Annotated in this window: 16 protein-coding genes; 7 read left to right on the forward strand and 9 right to left on the reverse strand. The window is 48.0% G+C overall.

Features of this window, described 5'->3' with window-relative positions; genetic code table 11:
* Positions 1-14: 14 nt before the first annotated feature.
* Positions 15-956: an AAA family ATPase gene (locus tag ACI0FF_RS03540; RefSeq protein WP_419799684.1), complete on the reverse strand. Its 942-nt coding sequence runs from the start codon at positions 954-956 to the stop codon at positions 15-17.
* A gap of 236 nt (positions 957-1,192) precedes the next feature.
* On the opposite strand from ACI0FF_RS03540, the gene ACI0FF_RS03545 reads away from it, so the two are divergent.
* From ACI0FF_RS03545 to ACI0FF_RS03560, 4 genes are read left to right on the forward strand one after another with little or no spacing between them, the layout of a single operon-like run.
* Complete coding sequence (locus tag ACI0FF_RS03545) at positions 1,193-1,738, forward strand: DUF1285 domain-containing protein (RefSeq protein ID WP_419798761.1); 546 nt, start codon at positions 1,193-1,195, stop codon at positions 1,736-1,738.
* Positions 1,739-1,749: 11 nt separating this feature from the next.
* Positions 1,750-2,334 (forward strand): CoA pyrophosphatase, encoded by a 585-nt coding sequence (locus tag ACI0FF_RS03550; RefSeq protein ID WP_419798762.1) that lies wholly within the window; start codon positions 1,750-1,752, stop codon positions 2,332-2,334.
* Positions 2,334-2,612: a hypothetical protein gene (locus tag ACI0FF_RS03555; RefSeq protein ID WP_419798763.1), complete on the forward strand. Its 279-nt coding sequence runs from the start codon at positions 2,334-2,336 to the stop codon at positions 2,610-2,612. Before ACI0FF_RS03550 ends, ACI0FF_RS03555 begins: the two co-directional genes overlap by 1 nt.
* Before the next feature lie 2 nt (positions 2,613-2,614).
* Positions 2,615-3,838, forward strand: a complete 1,224-nt coding sequence (locus ACI0FF_RS03560; protein WP_419798764.1) for a CCA tRNA nucleotidyltransferase — start codon at positions 2,615-2,617, stop codon at positions 3,836-3,838.
* A gap of 6 nt (positions 3,839-3,844) precedes the next feature.
* Here the strand turns inward: ACI0FF_RS03560 and ACI0FF_RS03565 are convergent, their stop codons facing one another.
* The 5 genes from ACI0FF_RS03565 to cobA form a co-directional block, all read right to left on the reverse strand.
* Positions 3,845-6,346 carry a nitrate- and nitrite sensing domain-containing protein gene (locus ACI0FF_RS03565; RefSeq protein ID WP_419798765.1) on the reverse strand — a complete coding sequence of 834 codons (2,502 nt, stop codon included), beginning with the start codon at positions 6,344-6,346 and terminating at the stop codon, positions 3,845-3,847.
* 97 nt (positions 6,347-6,443) lie between these two features.
* Positions 6,444-7,781, reverse strand: a complete 1,338-nt coding sequence (locus ACI0FF_RS03570) for a cobyrinate a,c-diamide synthase (RefSeq protein ID WP_419798766.1) — start codon at positions 7,779-7,781, stop codon at positions 6,444-6,446.
* A complete protein-coding gene (locus tag ACI0FF_RS03575; protein ID WP_419798767.1) occupies positions 7,778-8,389 on the reverse strand; it encodes an SCO family protein in 612 nt (203 codons plus the stop codon). Before ACI0FF_RS03575 ends, ACI0FF_RS03570 begins: the two co-directional genes overlap by 4 nt.
* 16 nt (positions 8,390-8,405) lie before the next feature.
* Positions 8,406-9,194 carry a sulfite exporter TauE/SafE family protein gene (locus ACI0FF_RS03580; protein ID WP_419798768.1) on the reverse strand — a complete coding sequence of 263 codons (789 nt, stop codon included), beginning with the start codon at positions 9,192-9,194 and terminating at the stop codon, positions 8,406-8,408.
* 11 nt (positions 9,195-9,205) lie between these two features.
* Positions 9,206-9,985: a uroporphyrinogen-III C-methyltransferase gene (cobA, locus tag ACI0FF_RS03585; protein WP_419798769.1), complete on the reverse strand. Its 780-nt coding sequence runs from the start codon at positions 9,983-9,985 to the stop codon at positions 9,206-9,208.
* Positions 9,986-10,047: 62 nt separating this feature from the next.
* Here cobA and ACI0FF_RS03590 point away from each other — a divergent pair, with 62 nt between their 5' ends.
* From ACI0FF_RS03590 to ACI0FF_RS03600, 3 genes are all read left to right on the forward strand, one after another.
* Positions 10,048-11,109, forward strand: coding sequence for a cobalt-precorrin-5B (C(1))-methyltransferase (locus ACI0FF_RS03590; RefSeq protein WP_419798770.1), 1,062 nt, complete (start codon positions 10,048-10,050; stop codon positions 11,107-11,109).
* Entirely contained in the window at positions 11,099-11,854 is a 756-nt protein-coding gene (locus tag ACI0FF_RS03595) for a cobalt-precorrin-6A reductase (RefSeq protein ID WP_419798771.1), read from the forward strand. The genes ACI0FF_RS03590 and ACI0FF_RS03595 overlap by 11 nt, the downstream gene beginning before the upstream one ends.
* A 117-nt stretch (positions 11,855-11,971) precedes the next feature.
* Positions 11,972-12,214 (forward strand): DUF1127 domain-containing protein, encoded by a 243-nt coding sequence (locus ACI0FF_RS03600; RefSeq protein ID WP_419798772.1) that lies wholly within the window; start codon positions 11,972-11,974, stop codon positions 12,212-12,214.
* Between the two features lie 15 nt (positions 12,215-12,229).
* Here ACI0FF_RS03600 and ACI0FF_RS03605 read toward each other — a convergent pair whose 3' ends face one another.
* From ACI0FF_RS03605 to ACI0FF_RS03615, 3 genes are read right to left on the reverse strand one after another with little or no spacing between them, the layout of a single operon-like run.
* On the reverse strand, positions 12,230-13,537 hold the full coding sequence (locus ACI0FF_RS03605; RefSeq protein WP_419798773.1) for an ATP-binding protein: 1,308 nt from the start codon (positions 13,535-13,537) through the stop codon (positions 12,230-12,232).
* Between the two features lie 18 nt (positions 13,538-13,555).
* Positions 13,556-14,245, reverse strand: a complete 690-nt coding sequence (locus ACI0FF_RS03610) for a response regulator (protein ID WP_419798774.1) — start codon at positions 14,243-14,245, stop codon at positions 13,556-13,558.
* 42 nt (positions 14,246-14,287) lie between these two features.
* Complete coding sequence (locus ACI0FF_RS03615; protein WP_417831256.1) at positions 14,288-14,782, reverse strand: MarR family winged helix-turn-helix transcriptional regulator; 495 nt, start codon at positions 14,780-14,782, stop codon at positions 14,288-14,290.
* Positions 14,783-14,871: the final 89 nt, after the last annotated feature.

A 14,871-nucleotide genomic window follows, 5' to 3' on the forward strand; every position in this document is an offset into this window, starting at 1 on the left:
TTTTGGGTGAAGTCCTATTCGCTCAGGGTTCGCGTGATGAGTTGTTCGATGATGGTATCCAACGAAATTCCTTCGGCACGGGCAGCAAAATTCAAGGCCATGCGATGTCGTAAAATCGGGGAAGCCAAAGCGATGACATCGTCAATGGACGGGCATAATCGATTGTGCAAGACGCAGCGGGCACGCACGCCGGACATTAAGGCCTGACTGGCGCGGGGGCCCGGCCCCCATGCGACGTGTTTTTGTACATCGTTTAAAGTGCTGGTTTCAGGGCGCCCTTCGCGCACCAGCGTCAGGATGGCCTCGACCACGCTTTCACCGACCGGAATATCACGTAGAAGGGTTTGTGCCTGAAGGAGTTCTATTGAGCTACAAATGCGTTTTGGTGTCTTGTTATCGTTGCCTGTTGTGGTCATCAAGATGGCGCGTTCGGCATCACGTTCCGGGTATTGGACGCTGATCTCCATGAAAAAGCGATCTAGCTGTGCTTCGGGCAAGGGATAGGTGCCTTCTTGTTCCAGTGGGTTTTGGGTGGCCAATACGTGAAAAGGTTGGGGCAGGTTATGATAATGTCCGGCAACGGAAACGCGTTTTTCCTGCATGGCTTGAAGCAAGGCCGACTGGGTTCGGGGGCTGGCCCGGTTAATTTCATCGGCCATGAGCAATTGGCAGAATGTCGGGCCTTTGACAAAGCGAAAATGGCGTTTCCCATTGTCATCTTCGTCTAAAATTTCGGACCCGATAATATCACCGGGCATCAGGTCCGGGGTAAATTGAACGCGGCGTTCATCCAAACCGAGGACGGTGCCCAAGGTTTCAACCAATCGGGTTTTCCCAAGGCCAGGCAGGCCGATTAAAAGGACGTGCCCCCCTGATAAAATACTGACTAATGTTTCCTCGATGACTTGATCCTGACCGAAGATAATGGCATTTACTTCGCGATGCACTGTAGCCATTTGTTTGCTGAAGGCTTCAAGGGCTTGAACGGCTTTTGGATCGTCTTTCACAATAAATATCCTTGTTTTGCCATGATAAAAGTCCTATCTCAAAGATGTGGTTGCATTTGTCAGTAATGCAATTTTAACCAGCTCTGAAAATAAGGATAGGTTCGAACGAACGTAAAACCAACCAATTATGTGTGATCTGTTGAAGAATTTATTTTAAAGAAGGGTGAGTTGGGGAGGAGCGAGAAATGATGAGTACGATTGCGCAATCCAATGCGCAACAATCAGCACAACCGATGTGTGGCGATATTGATATTAGAATAGCAAAAGACGGCACATGGTTTCACGAAGGCGGGCCGATTGGACGCAAAGAATTAGTCTGTTTATTTGCAAGTATTCTGAAGCGTGATGAATATGGGGAATATTGGCTGCAAACCCCGGTTGAAAAAGCAAGAATTGTTGTGGAAGATGCGCCCTTTATTGCCGTTGAGCTGTTTGCATGTGAATGCGGTTGTGATCAAAAATTGTCTTTACGTACGAATGTTGATGAAGTTGTTCCCATTGGGCTGGACAATCCCATTCGAGTGGAACATGATCCTAAAACAGGTGAGCCCGCGCCGTACGTGACATTGCGTCAGGGGGAGGGTATGTTTCCCATTGAAGCAAAGATAAATCGTGCCGTTTTCTATGAATTGGTCAATCGTGGTGTTGAAGAAACAATAGACGGGGAAGTGTATTTCGGAATATGGAGCAACAACGAATTTTTCCCACTGGGACAACTGGACGAGGACTGACGCCAAAGGTTTTGCGCGATTTTTTTGCATCTTATCAGCCTGACCCACAGGATATTCGCGGGGACCATGATCTCAATGGGTTTCGACCAAAACCGGATAATCGTGCCGCTGCTGTTCTCGTGCCCATCGTTAAACGCCATGATGAACTGAGCGTTCTGTTTACCAAAAGAACCGACCATTTAAACAATCATCCCGGTCAGATCAGTTTTCCCGGTGGCCATACCGAAGAAGATGATGAAACCGCTGCCCATGCTGCCTTGCGTGAAACCGAAGAAGAAGTCGGCTTGCCGGATCGTTATATTCAGGTGATCGGGCAGTTAAACGATTATGTGACGCGCACGGGGTTTCGGGTCACGCCCATCGTTGGTTTGGTGGATTACCCTTACCCGATGGACCCGGATGACCATGAAGTTGCCGAAGTCTTTGAGGTCCCGCTGTCCTTTTTAATGGATCCTGCCAATCATCAAAAATGTTCCCGTGTTTTTATGGGTAAGAGGCGTTATTTCTGGGCAATGCCTTATAATGATTATTATATCTGGGGGGCAACGGCGGGGATGCTCCGAAATTTTTATGACGTATTTTCAGGTGTCAAATAATGCGCTTTTTGCTGCAATATATTCTTCCTTTGGCTTTTCCGACCGCGATTTATCTCGTATGGAAACTCTATCACAAAAAAAAGGCGGGTGAGGAAGCCCATCATATTGATTTGACCAAGGGACCGTGGTTGCGTTTATTTGGGATCGGTGTGGTTTTGATGGGGATCGGCCTCGTCTTCTTTAATGTGATGGATGGGGAAAAACCGGGCGGGGTTTACCAGCCACCGATCTTTCAGGATGGCAAGGTCATCCCTGGTCATATCATTCGCGACGAATAACGATGTTGAATATTACCAATCAGGACTGGTTCTGTAATCCTGTCAGCCGACGTATCATGCAGGTTTTAGGCTCGCGTGGGCGTTCGGCCCGTTATGTTGGGGGATGCGTGCGTGATGCCCTTTTACGAAAACCGATCAATGATATTGACATCGCCACACCTGAGTTACCGCAAACCGTTTTGGGATTGTTGAAAGAGAACGATATTAAGGCGATTGCAACTGGGATCGAGCATGGAACCGTTACGGCCATATGCGAGGGACGTTCTTTTGAAATTACCACGTTGCGTTCGGACGTTTCCACCGATGGACGACGCGCAACGGTAGCTTTCTGCGAAGACTGGTTGGAAGATGCCAAACGCCGTGATTTTACCTTTAACGCCATGAGCCTTGATGCGGAAGGAACGCTTTATGACCCATTTGACGGGCAAGAAGATTTAAAGGCCGGACGTGTCCGGTTTATTGGATGTGCGCAAGACCGTATTTGTGAAGATTACCTCCGCCTGTTGCGGTTTTTTCGTTTTAATGCCTATTACGGAAAAACAGCGGTTGATTCTGAAGGTTTACAAGCCTGCCAAAAGTCAGCAGATGGATTAAAACAACTGTCCGGGGAACGGATTACGCAGGAACTTTTACGCCTTTTGGAAGCACCGCGCCCTGCAAGATGGGTGGATATGATGATCAGAAATGACATTTTTCAAAAGATCATTCCTGATATTTTAACGCGCCCTCAGCTTGAAATGTTATGTGCCTTTGAAGATCAGCCGGATGGATTGCGCCGTTTGGCCTGTTTGCTGCCAAATGATCCGCATGTGATTGCAGGGGTGGCAAAACGTTTTCGTTTGTCCAAGGCGGCAGAGAAACGTTTGATGGCGGCGCGATGTACGGCAAGTTTGCTTGATCCGATGAAAGGGCAAGATGAACTGCGCTGTTTCCTCTACCGTAATGGGGCGGTGGCGGCGCGTGATCAATTGTTTTTATATTGGGCGGAAAAAGGTTTCAGCGGCATTGGTCCGCGTGAACAACAGGTCATTGCCCTGATTGATCAATGGCAGGTCGATCCGGTTGTTTTTCCGATACAAGGGGCTGATCTATTGGCTTGTGGTTTTACAGCCGGACCCCGGATGGGCGCTGTTCTTAAAGAAATAGAAGATTGGTGGTGCGCCGGGGGATGTCGGGCAGAAAAAGAAGACTGCCTGCGTGAAGTTCAACACAGGCAGTCTTTGTAAAAGATCCTAGGCGCTCGCCATATCTTGAAGATAGGTTTTGATCTTGTCTTCGAGTTTATGGGTATTGTCGGCAACCAGCTTGGCGGAAACAAAGACCTCTTCGGACATGCGCCCGGTTTCTTCATTGGCTTGGGCGACACCTTCGATGTTATTGGAAACATCGCGGGTGCCGGTTGCTGCTTCATTTACATTCTGACTGATTTCACGGGTTGCACTGCCCTGTTGATCAACGGCTGTGCTAACCGTTGTGGTGACATCGTTCATTTCCTCGATTGTATGTGTGACACCGGCGATGGCTTCGACCGCGCGCATCGTGTCGGACTGAATGGTGGTGATTTGACGGGTGATGTCGTTGGTTGCCTTGGCGGTTTGATTGGCAAGATTTTTCACCTCGGAAGCCACAACAGCAAACCCTTTGCCTGCAACGCCCGCGCGTGCCGCTTCGATGGTTGCGTTCAGGGCTAGAAGATTGGTTTGTTCAGCGATATCGGTAATCATTTGAACGACTTCACCAATTTTGTGGGCACCATCGGCTAGACCTTGAATGGTCTCTCTGGCTTGGCGTGCTGTTCCGCTTGCTTCGTTTGCGATGGTGGAAGAATGTACCACTTGCCGCGAAATTTCCTGAATGGAACTGGAGAGTTCTTCTGCAGCTGCGGCAACAGTTTCCACATTTGAAGTGGCTTGGCTGGCAGCCGAAGCAACGGTTGTGGATTGTGAGCGCGATTGTTCGGTAGCAGCCGACATGGATTGTGCGTGATGTTCCAGTTCCGTGGCTGCTTCGCCCATTTGTTGCAGGGCAAGGGCTACTTCATCGCGAAAGACATCTGTCATCTGTAAACGGCGTACACTTGTGCGTTCGCGAACGGTTTGTTCAATGCCTTGTTTTGCCTGTGCCATATTTTTGCGGATGATACTTTCCTTGAAACGTTGGATCGAACGGGCCATCTGACCAATGGAATCTGATTTATGGCGCCCGGCAATCATGGTCTCGGTTTGTCCCTCTTCCAGTCGTTCGAGGGAATGACGCAGGGAATTTAACGGCACGACCACACTGCGAATGAGGACGACCATGAGAACGATGAGAACGAGGGTAATCACCAATGCAAAAATGGAGAGGCTGATATAGCTGGAACGTGCGGTGGATTTCACGGCTTCAGCAGATTGACGTAATGTCTCTGCCATAAAGTCTTCGGTCTTTTTCAAAAGATTGATTTTTTGTGTGATGGTGTCAAACCATTGCGGTCCGGTAATAGATTGTAAATCGCCGCTATCCTGGCTGTTGATGGCAATTGTGCGCATTTCGTTGACTTTATCGATGGCCGGGCCACTGATGGTTTTAGTCAGAAAGTCAGCAACTGTCGGCGTTGCAAATGAATGGGCGACGTTCATGTAAGTATCTTGTACTGCAATCAGGCTGATAAAATCTTTTAACAAAGCAGGGCTAAAATGACCGCTACCAAAACCGGCGGCCCCTTTTGCACGTTCAATCCCTGCACGTTCTTTACTTTGCAGGAAACTTACAAATGCTGATATTTGATTGGAGAGATCCAGATTACTGGAAATTTTTGACATGGACGCAATCGAATTTAAAAACGCGCTATTGAGGGCGGAATAATAACCGACTTCTTCGGCGACGCTGACTTGCTGTGCAGATATTTTCTCACGCCATTGTGGAAGTTCATCTAACAATGCGCGAATTTTCTTAATGTCTTTTGTTAATCCTACTCGTTCACCGATTGTGAAAGCATCGCTGATACGGGTGGCTTTGCTGTCTGTGTTTTTACGTTGTTCAATAACCTTGTCACCAAAAGCATCGCCCTTGGAGGCCAGAAAACCGGCGGAGGTACCACGTTCTTTTTGCAGTTCATGGACAAGGTTCGAAAAAACATTTGCCATAGAAGACAGTTGTTCGATCTTTTCCATTTCATGTACGGTGGATCGTTTTTCTAAAACGGCATCGCCTGCGAAATAAAGCATGATGGCTAAGGGGATAACTGCAAGGGCGGCGATACGGTGTGTCAGGCGGAATTTATCTAGAAAATTTTCTATAAAGGACTGGTTCGCATGATCACTTTCAATCAAGCCGACACGTTCCATATCGTCACGCATTTTATAGTCGCGATCAACGATATGGTCGATCAGTCGGTCATAAAAGGCATGTAATAAATCCCGGATGTTTAAGGAACTGGGGTCGGATTGATGAGACTTGGCGATATTTTCGAAATATCGAAGCGTCATCTCATGAAAACGGATATGTTCTTCACCTTCAGCATTGGGTTGACACTTGCGGATGATATCGTTTTCACGGGTGAAATGAATGTCGAGATGCGTAACTGTACGGTTCAGCAGGTCTTGAATATCGTTGTGTGCTGCGTTGTTTTTTACGAGTCCATTTAATTCGTTAATCAGATCAATTAAGACAATATGGTCTTGATCAATTTCTTCAATTCCTAAATTAAATGCACGATCCCACGTGATCAGGATGTCGCCTTCATCCATGCGCATAGTCCCCTCCTTCAACTATAATTAGAATAAATATAAGCTGATTTATCCTGTATGCGGGAGGGTAATCTAAAAATAAAGTTTTGAAAATGATTATCTTTTAGAACGAATCTATCAAATGAAAGAAAGATGCAAAACAATTATTGCGTGCTAAACCGGATGGGCCAAGTGTAATCCCTGATGCGTTTTTACACTCAAAAAGAGCATTGCCTTCTTCTCTGATGATTGTGGCATAATGGAACTCATGCCCACGCAAGCGACTGCCGACTGGACCGAAGGGGCTATTCGTTTTGCAGATGACATCACGATAACCAAGGTGAAGTTTACGTTTGGCAAAGGATGTTTCGAGATCAAGAATGCCAGCCATTTCGTGATTGCGACCGTCACGGTCTGTCAGAATTTTTCCCAATGTCATATAGCCGCCACATTCCCCAAAAATAAGAGTGCCTTTGTCGTTATGATTGCGCAAAGAATTCAGGAAATCAGTATTTCCAGCCAGTGTGGTGGCATAAAGTTCGGGATAACCACCAGGCAGATAAATGGCATCACAGTCTTGATCCGGCGTTTCATTTTTTAACGGGCTGAAAAACGTAAGCTCAGCCCCCGCTTTGCGCCAATGTTCCAAAAGGGCAGGATAGGCAAAAGCGTATGCTTTATCTTTGGCAATGGAAATGCGCTGCCCAAGTGGGGCGAAGAAGGCATTGCGTTCGCAAACACGGGGAATAAAACTGCTTTCTGCCAGTTGAACGAGGCTTTCCAGATCAATGTGCTCTTCAAGGAAATCGGCGGATTTGTTTAGAAATTCTTCCAGTTCAGGATGTTCTTCTGCCAGAACAAGGCCGAGATGACGTTCGGGCAAGGCAAGTTCGGTTTTACGTGGGACGTATCCTAAAACCTGAATATGCGGGATATGGGTTTTACACGCATTTTTCAGTAGTTGAACGTGTCCCGGGCCCCCCACCTTATTAAAGATTACGCCTTTAATATGGACATCTTTATCAAAGGTCGCAAAACCATGGATCAGGGCGGCTGCCGATGCAGCTTGGGCGTTGGCATCAATCACAAGAACCACCGGCCAGCCGGTTCGTCGGGCAATATCGGCGGGACTGCCATCTCTGTTGGATGGGGAATTAGCAGGCAGGGTTGCTCCGTCAAACAGGCCCATAACCCCTTCGCATACAATCAGGTCGGATTGATTGGCGAGATTGTCCAGCAGGTAATGCAGACTGTCTTCACGCATAGCCCAACCGTCCAGATTGGGACACAAACGTTTTGTTGCCGCGCCGTGAAAGGCCGGATCGATATAATCGGGTCCGACCTTGGCGGATGAAACCGATACGCCTTTACGGGCTAAGGCCCGTAATGTTCCCAATGTAATGAAAGTCTTACCGCTGTTGGAATTGGGTGCTGCGATAATCAATCCCTTGCCTGTGCTCACTTGATATAGGCTTCCAGTTTTTTCGCCATATCTTCCGGTGAAATACCGTGCGGGAAATGGGTCAGGTATTTACCATCGGGTCCGACGAGATACTGAAACGCGGAATGATCCATTAAATAGTCATCGGCTGCTTTGCCGTCTTCTTCGACTTTTTTATAATAGACGCGATAGGCTTTGGCGACTTTGGCGACCTGTTCGTTTGATCCACTCAGCCCAATCAGGCTTTCATGAAAATGTTTCGTGTATTCGCCCATGACTTTTGGTGTGTCGCGTTCCGGGTCGATGGTAATGAACAAGGAAACGACTTTGTTCATTTTTTCCTTGGGCAACATATCCAACGCCATGGCTGCCGTTTGAAGGCCGGTTGGGCAGACATCCGGGCAGAATGTATAGCCGAAATTAATAAGCGTGTAAGATCCGAGCAGGTCTTTGTCTGTTACGAGATTACCTTTTGGATCGACCAATTCAAACGCCCCGCCAATGGCGACTTCGCCGGTGGATTGACTTCCGGAATCGTCCATCAATTGTGGCAGGCGCATGGTAATGCCGACAATCAGAAAAATGGCTGCGACCATGAAGTATAATAAAATTCGTGTGCGAGAACCCATTTTCAGACCTTTTCTGTTAGATCACCAATGTATAGGCCAGATAGGCCAAAACACCGGCGTTGATAATCAAAAGCATTGGGGCAAGATCGGTGACGATCTGTTGCCATTTTTGTCCGGCAAGATGACCGGCAAACCCGACGACCATCAAACTCGGCACTGTTCCTAGTGCAAAGGCAGCCATGCCAAATGCACCAGCAACAAAATCACCTGTGGCCCCGGCGGCAGCCAAGGCACCATATAACAATCCACAAGGCAAAAAGCCAAGACCGATCCCTAAAAAATAACCATTTAATCCGGTTGGGCGTGCAAAAAATGGTTTAAGGATTTGTCCCAGTTTATCAGAAAGCGCACTTTTTTCACGTTGGCTTTGTGTGCCGAAAAAGGGCATGTTGGGAAAGCTGATGCCTAATCGTTTCAGGGCGTAGCCTAAAAAGAAAAGGGCGGCAAACAGTAATAATCCGGCAGAAATCCATTTCATTCCACTGAACTGAATGGCCCCTTGGGCAAGCAATCCAACAAAAAAACCCAAGATAATATAAGTTGTCATGCGCCCCAGATGATAAGGCAGCAGAGCTGATCCGCTGATCCGTTTGAATTCCGACATCTGGGAAAGGGGAATATGTTCCAATCGGGTTGTAACTTGGGAAAGGACAAAAGGGGCACACATGGTGACACAATGCGTTGCGCTTCCGACAAGACCTGCCATAAACAGGCTAATAAGCAAACTGCCGTTATCTTCGACAACAACCGTGCAATGGGCCAAGCCCGCTTGCAGCATTGTCATAAGAAGCAGTTCAGATTCCATCAGTTTACAACCTAGTTAAAACAATTCATCAATTGCGTCCGAAAACCAACCGTTGGACCGACAACCATAATTGCAGGCGATCTTACATTAGAGCTTTCTAAATCTAAAGCGCAATTTTCCAAAGTGGTTTCGAGTACTTGTTGCGCAGATGTGGTTGCGTTGGAAATGACAGATATCAATTCATCCGGTTTTCGCCCTGCATTTAACAATTCGCGCTGAATTTTATCGATATGTTTGATCGGCATATAAAAGACAATTACCGGGGAACTATCGGCAAGGGCTTTCCAGTTGACGGCGGGGACTTGACCGGATGTATCATGCCCGGTGACGAAACTGATGACCTGATTGGATTGTCCGTCACTAACCGGAATCCCGGCATAGGCACTGCCTGCAATGCCGGCGCTAATACCGGGGACGATGCGCACCGGGATATTTTCTTTCAGGATCGGCAGGGCTTCTTCGGCGCCACGGCCAAAGACGAACGGGTCGCCGCCTTTTAAACGCAAGACCCGTTTGCCTTGCCCAGCCAGTTCGATCAAACGTTGGGTGATTTCATGCTGTTTAGGGGAGGCTTTGCCGCCGCGTTTACCCATACCTTCCAAAACCGTGGAGGAAGGGGCAAGGGCCAGTATTTCCGGGGCAACCAAGGCATCATGTACAATGACGTCAGCTTGTTGCAGCGCGTGATAGGCATAAAGCGTTAAAAGTTTTACATCACCGGGTCCGGCACCAACCAGCCAGACGCTGCCAGTTTGAAACTCGGGGAATGATATCTGTGTCAAATTTTCCATGTTCTTGTGATACTCCAAAAAGCAGACGATGACAAACCTCAGAAAATGGTTATTTTGTGATTATGAATAAAAAAGAACTCAGAAAAGGATGGACGACAGGTGCCTGTGCAACCGCTGCGGCACGTGCGGCCTATGGTGCGATATTGACAGGTGAATTTTGCGATCCTGTGCAAATCCGCTTGCCCAAAGGCCAGACCCCGTCTTTTTGTCTGAACCGTCAGGGGGTAAATGAACAATCCGCATGGGCTGCGGTGATTAAAGATGCGGGGGATGACCCGGATATCACCCACGGGGCTGAAATTGTCGTGCATGTTGAAAGAGGGAAACCAGGCGACGGCATTGTGTTTAAAAATGGTGCCGGGGTTGGCGTGGTAACGAAACCGGGATTGCCGCTGGCGGTGGGGGAACCGGCGATTAATCCCATGCCGCGTCAGATGATCACGGATAATTTAAATGAAGTTCAAGAAAACCCTGATGTGATTGTCACTATTTCCATCACCAAGGGGGAGGAACTGGCGCAAAAAACCATGAACCCGCGCCTTGGTATTCTTGGCGGCTTGTCCGTTTTGGGGACAACCGGAATTGTGGTGCCTTATTCTTGTGCGGCATGGATTCATTCCATCCATCGCGGTATTGATGTGGCGCGTGCCTTGGGGATTGGGCATATGGCAGCAACCACCGGATCAACATCGGAAAAAACCGTGGTGGCAAAATATGGGTTGGAAGAAAGTGCGCTGATTGATATGGGAGATTTTGCCGGTGGTGTTTTAAAATACATCCGGCAAAAACCGATTGATAAATTAACCCTGTGTGGCGGATTCGCAAAATTGTGCAAATTGGCACAAGGCGAGATGGACTTGCATTCCTCACGATCGCGTCTTGATTTTGATCGTCTGGCACAATGGATGAAAGAAGCCGGTGGCGATGAAGATTTGCAAAACCAAAGCCGCAACGCCAATACGGCTTTGGAAGTTTTGATGCTGGCACATGACCATAATATCGCGTTGGGGGATTTGGTTGCCTGTCGCGCCAAAGAAGTTGCACAAGCTGTTGTCTCCGGTCATTGTCATATCGAGATCATTGCGATCAATCGTTTTGGAGATATCGTAGGACATGCCGAATAAAAAGTTATTGATCCTTGGGGGAACCGGGGAGGCTGCGCAATTGGCCCGACAAGCGGTTGATGTTTTTGGCAATAAGCTTGAGGTCGTGATTTCCTATGCCGGGGTGACAGGGCACCAGCCAGACTTACCTTGTGAAATTCGCGTTGGCGGTTTCGGGGGGCCATCGGGTCTGATTAATTATCTTAAAGAAAATAACTTTACACATCTGATTGATGCAACCCATCCCTTTGCAGAAAAAATATCCATGCATGCTTATGTGGCGGCACAGGATCTGGAAATTCCGTTTTTAATCCTGTGGCGTGATGAATGGCGTGCACAAATTGGGGATCGTTGGCTGGATGTATCCGATATGGAAGAGGCTGCCCGTCAGGTTGCGGCTTTCGGTGTGAAAACCTTTTTAACAATCGGAGTAAAAGAGTTGTCGGCCTTTGAGGGCATTAATGACGTAGAGATGGTTGTGCGCATGGTAAAGGAACCGGCGGGAAAATTGCCACTTGTCAAATATGAATGCGTTATTGCACATCCACCTTTTTCAGTGGAAGGGGAGCGCCAATTAATCCGTGACAAGCAGATTCGATTGCTCGTTTCCAAAAACAGCGGGGGCGAAGCCACACGTGCAAAGCTTGAAGCTGCCCGTTTAGAGGGGGCTTCCGTTATCATGGTGCGGCGCCCTCCGCAAGAACCAACAGATTATGTCAATTGTCCGGGTGAAGCAATTCAATGGCTTAACATGCATGGCGTTTGAGCTATGCAAAGATGGTAATGCTGCAATGCACAAAATGTAGTTGCGATTGCGAACAATAGACCCTATCTCTGCGTAATAGGAACTGGAAATATTACAAACAAGAGAGAGACGAGTTCTATGAGTTTACCTTATCCGATTACGTCATACGGTAGCCGCCATGTCGAATTGACAGGTGGATTGCTGACCCGTTTTGAAGACTTTGTCATTGCACAATTCTCAAAATTAAAAGAACGTCACCGTATTCGCTACGAAATGAACATCATGAGTGATCGTGAATTGAAAGACTTGGGCATGACCCGTTCTGATATTGCGCTACTTGCTGATGGTAAGTTCAACGCGATTCAGGATCAGCGCCGCTAAATAAGATTGCGTTTTCTAAACAGGAAAACGCAAGCGTGCACGCAGACCGCCTTGTGGGGAGGTTGCCAGTTGAATATCTCCCCCATGTGCACGCACAACATCACGGACAATAGACAGCCCAAGGCCAACCCCGCCTGTTTGGATATTGCGTGATTTATCAAGTCGAAAGAAAGGTTTGAAAACCTCTTCGCGCATATCTTCGGGGATGCCGGGGCCATCGTCGTCAACGCTCACTTCAACGCTATCGTTACGCAGCTCAATACTCAACCAGATATGAGTGCCGTATCTTCCCGCATTTTCCACTAAGTTTGTTACACACCGTTTGAATGCATTGGGCCGGACTTGCAGGTAAATATCCTCGGTGCTTTGATAGTCGATGGGGATATCTTTGCGTTTTATGCCTTGTACAACGGATGCCAGAATTTGTGAAATATTGGTGTCTTCGGGTTCTTCCTCGCCTTCGCCACGCACAAAATCCAGATAGCCCTCCAACATGTGTTCCATTTCCTGAATGTCGTCGCGTAAATCTTTAATGTCCTCTTCCTCACCCATCATGGCGAGTTGCAGTTTCATGCGGGTTAAAGGGGTACGCAAGTCATGGGATACACCGGCCAGCATATGTGTGCGTTGTTCAATTTGGCGTTCAATCCGGGCTTTCATTTTTAAAAAAGCGGTTGCCGCCTGTCGAACTTCGCGTGCCCCTTCAGGTTTGAAACGTTCAACATTTTGGCGCTTCCCAAAAGCATCTGCTGCTTGTGCCAGTCGTCGGATAGGGCGGACCTGATTGCGCATGAAAATAATGGCAACACCAAATAACAGCATGGAACTGCCGACCATCCACAAGACAAAAACATAGGTGGTTGAACTGAACAGGCGTTTGCGTAGGGCCGTGACGGACAATACACCATCACTGAGTTGGACTTCGATGGTCAGGGTCTTTTTATCTGCCGGGGCAAGAATGTGGTAGGGCAAGCCAACGCGTTCATCCAGTGCAGAGAGCAAAAAGGGGTCAGGGATGCTGCCTTCAACGATATTTGCATTATTCGCAAGGATTTCGCCTTTGCGCAAACTGGCCGCCATATTGAACCGTTGTCTGGAAATAAGAAACGTGCGGGCCAGTCCGTCTTCGCTGGGATCGTTACGGATCATATCCACAATGGCCCCGACATCACCGGCAAGGCCACGTGCCAGATATTTTGAGACTTTGTCCCAATGGGCTTCATAGAAAATAAAGGCGGAGATAACTTGTAGCAGGACCAATGGAACCACCAAGATCATCAGGGAACGCCCCAAGAGGCTGCGCGGTAATATTTTCTTGATCATTGTGTCCATGATGTTGATTTAGCTCGGTCGCAGGACGTAACCCTGACCACGTACGGTTTGCAGATAACGTGGCATTTTTGGATCGATTTCGATTTTGCGGCGTAGGCGGGTGACCTGTACATCAATGGTCCGGTCATTTCCGGCAATGCCGGACAGCTCCGCCAGTTGTTCCCGGCTGAGGACTTCATTTTCGTTTTCAGCAAGAATGACAAGCAAGCTGGCCTCGGATGCAGTTAAATGAATTTGCTCGCCATTGCGGCTTAAAATATGGCGTTGACTGTCAAAGACCAACGCACCCAGTTGGATCAGATCTGTCTGGTCCTGTGGGGCACTGCGCACGACCCGTTTTAAAATATTGTTGATGCGCAATACCAGTTCACGCGGTTCAAACGGTTTGGTCAGGTAATCTTCTGCCCCGCATTCCAAACCGGAAATTCGATCTTCACCTTCGCTCATGGCGGTAAGCATTAAGATCGGCGTATCGTTGGATGATTTAAAATCATGGGCAAAGTCCAGACCGCTTTCCCCCGGCATCATCAAATCCAGCACAATCAGGTCGAATTCCAGCAATCCCAATTTATTGCGGGCATCTTGTGCGTCTTGTGCGATGCTGACGTTAAAGCCGTTTTCACTGAGAAATTTTTTCAGCAATCGGCGCAGGCGTTCATCATCATCGACAACGAGAATATGAGGTTGTTCGTTCATCATGGGCGACAGTATGCCACCGCACCGCGCCCGTTTAAATCAAAATCAATCCTGTAGATCATCATTGAGTTGGGCAAAACGTTCTTTTTCGTCTGTGATACCCATCAAGACCTTACGAAACCCGTCAACGGCATCGGCCCCTGCTAAACGATACGCTTCGGCAATGCGGCGACTTTGGCTTTTTGAAAGCTGCTGTTCCAGCTTCTGGCCTTTGGTCGTTAGGTACAACAGACGTTGGCGGCGGTCATTTACGCCTGTGCGCTGTTCAATGAAGCCTTCATCGACCAATTGACTGAGGACGCGCGATAGACTTTGTTTGGTAATGGATAAAATATGAAGCAGGTCTTTGACTGACATGCCGGGCTCGCGTCCGACAAAATAAATGACACGGTGATGGGCACGCCCAAAATTATACGATTCGAGAATGCCGTCCGCCTCCCCGGTAAAGTCACGGTAGGCAAAAAAGAGAAGTTCCATCGCAAGGCGAAGTTCTTCTTCTCGTAAAAACAAAGGATTGGCGCGTCTTTTGATATCGGACATTTTTCAAATTATTTTAAACTACGTCAGTAATGTTGACATATATGCCAGAACGAGCTAATAGTGGCAACATCATTTATGCAAAACCCTGC

It is taken from the genome of Terasakiella sp. 4MB5A (genome assembly GCF_050058155.1).
GTDB classification, from domain to species: Bacteria; Pseudomonadota; Alphaproteobacteria; order Rhodospirillales; family Terasakiellaceae; genus Terasakiella; species Terasakiella halodenitrificans.

Bases quoted from the DNA above. Each gene is read 5' to 3' on its own strand.
- ACI0FF_RS03545 (WP_419798761.1), top strand. From the start codon at position 1,193: ATGATGAGTACGATTGCGCAATCCAATGCGCAACAATCAGCACAACCG.
- ACI0FF_RS03615 (WP_417831256.1), bottom strand. From the start codon at position 14,782: ATGTCCGATATCAAAAGACGCGCCAATCCTTTGTTTTTACGAGAAGAA.
- ACI0FF_RS03605 (WP_419798773.1), bottom strand. From the start codon at position 13,537: ATGATCAAGAAAATATTACCGCGCAGCCTCTTGGGGCGTTCCCTGATG.
- ACI0FF_RS03595 (WP_419798771.1), top strand. From the start codon at position 11,099: ATGCCGAATAAAAAGTTATTGATCCTTGGGGGAACCGGGGAGGCTGCG.
- ACI0FF_RS03540 (WP_419799684.1), bottom strand. From the start codon at position 956: ATGGCTACAGTGCATCGCGAAGTAAATGCCATTATCTTCGGTCAGGAT.
- cobA (WP_419798769.1), bottom strand. From the start codon at position 9,985: ATGGAAAATTTGACACAGATATCATTCCCCGAGTTTCAAACTGGCAGC.
- ACI0FF_RS03575 (WP_419798767.1), bottom strand. From the start codon at position 8,389: ATGGGTTCTCGCACACGAATTTTATTATACTTCATGGTCGCAGCCATT.
- ACI0FF_RS03610 (WP_419798774.1), bottom strand. From the start codon at position 14,245: ATGATGAACGAACAACCTCATATTCTCGTTGTCGATGATGATGAACGC.
- ACI0FF_RS03565 (WP_419798765.1), bottom strand. From the start codon at position 6,346: ATGCGCATGGATGAAGGCGACATCCTGATCACGTGGGATCGTGCATTT.
- ACI0FF_RS03590 (WP_419798770.1), top strand. From the start codon at position 10,048: ATGAATAAAAAAGAACTCAGAAAAGGATGGACGACAGGTGCCTGTGCA.
- ACI0FF_RS03600 (WP_419798772.1), top strand. From the start codon at position 11,972: ATGAGTTTACCTTATCCGATTACGTCATACGGTAGCCGCCATGTCGAA.
- ACI0FF_RS03580 (WP_419798768.1), bottom strand. From the start codon at position 9,194: ATGGAATCTGAACTGCTTCTTATGACAATGCTGCAAGCGGGCTTGGCC.
- ACI0FF_RS03555 (WP_419798763.1), top strand. From the start codon at position 2,334: ATGCGCTTTTTGCTGCAATATATTCTTCCTTTGGCTTTTCCGACCGCG.
- ACI0FF_RS03560 (WP_419798764.1), top strand. From the start codon at position 2,615: ATGTTGAATATTACCAATCAGGACTGGTTCTGTAATCCTGTCAGCCGA.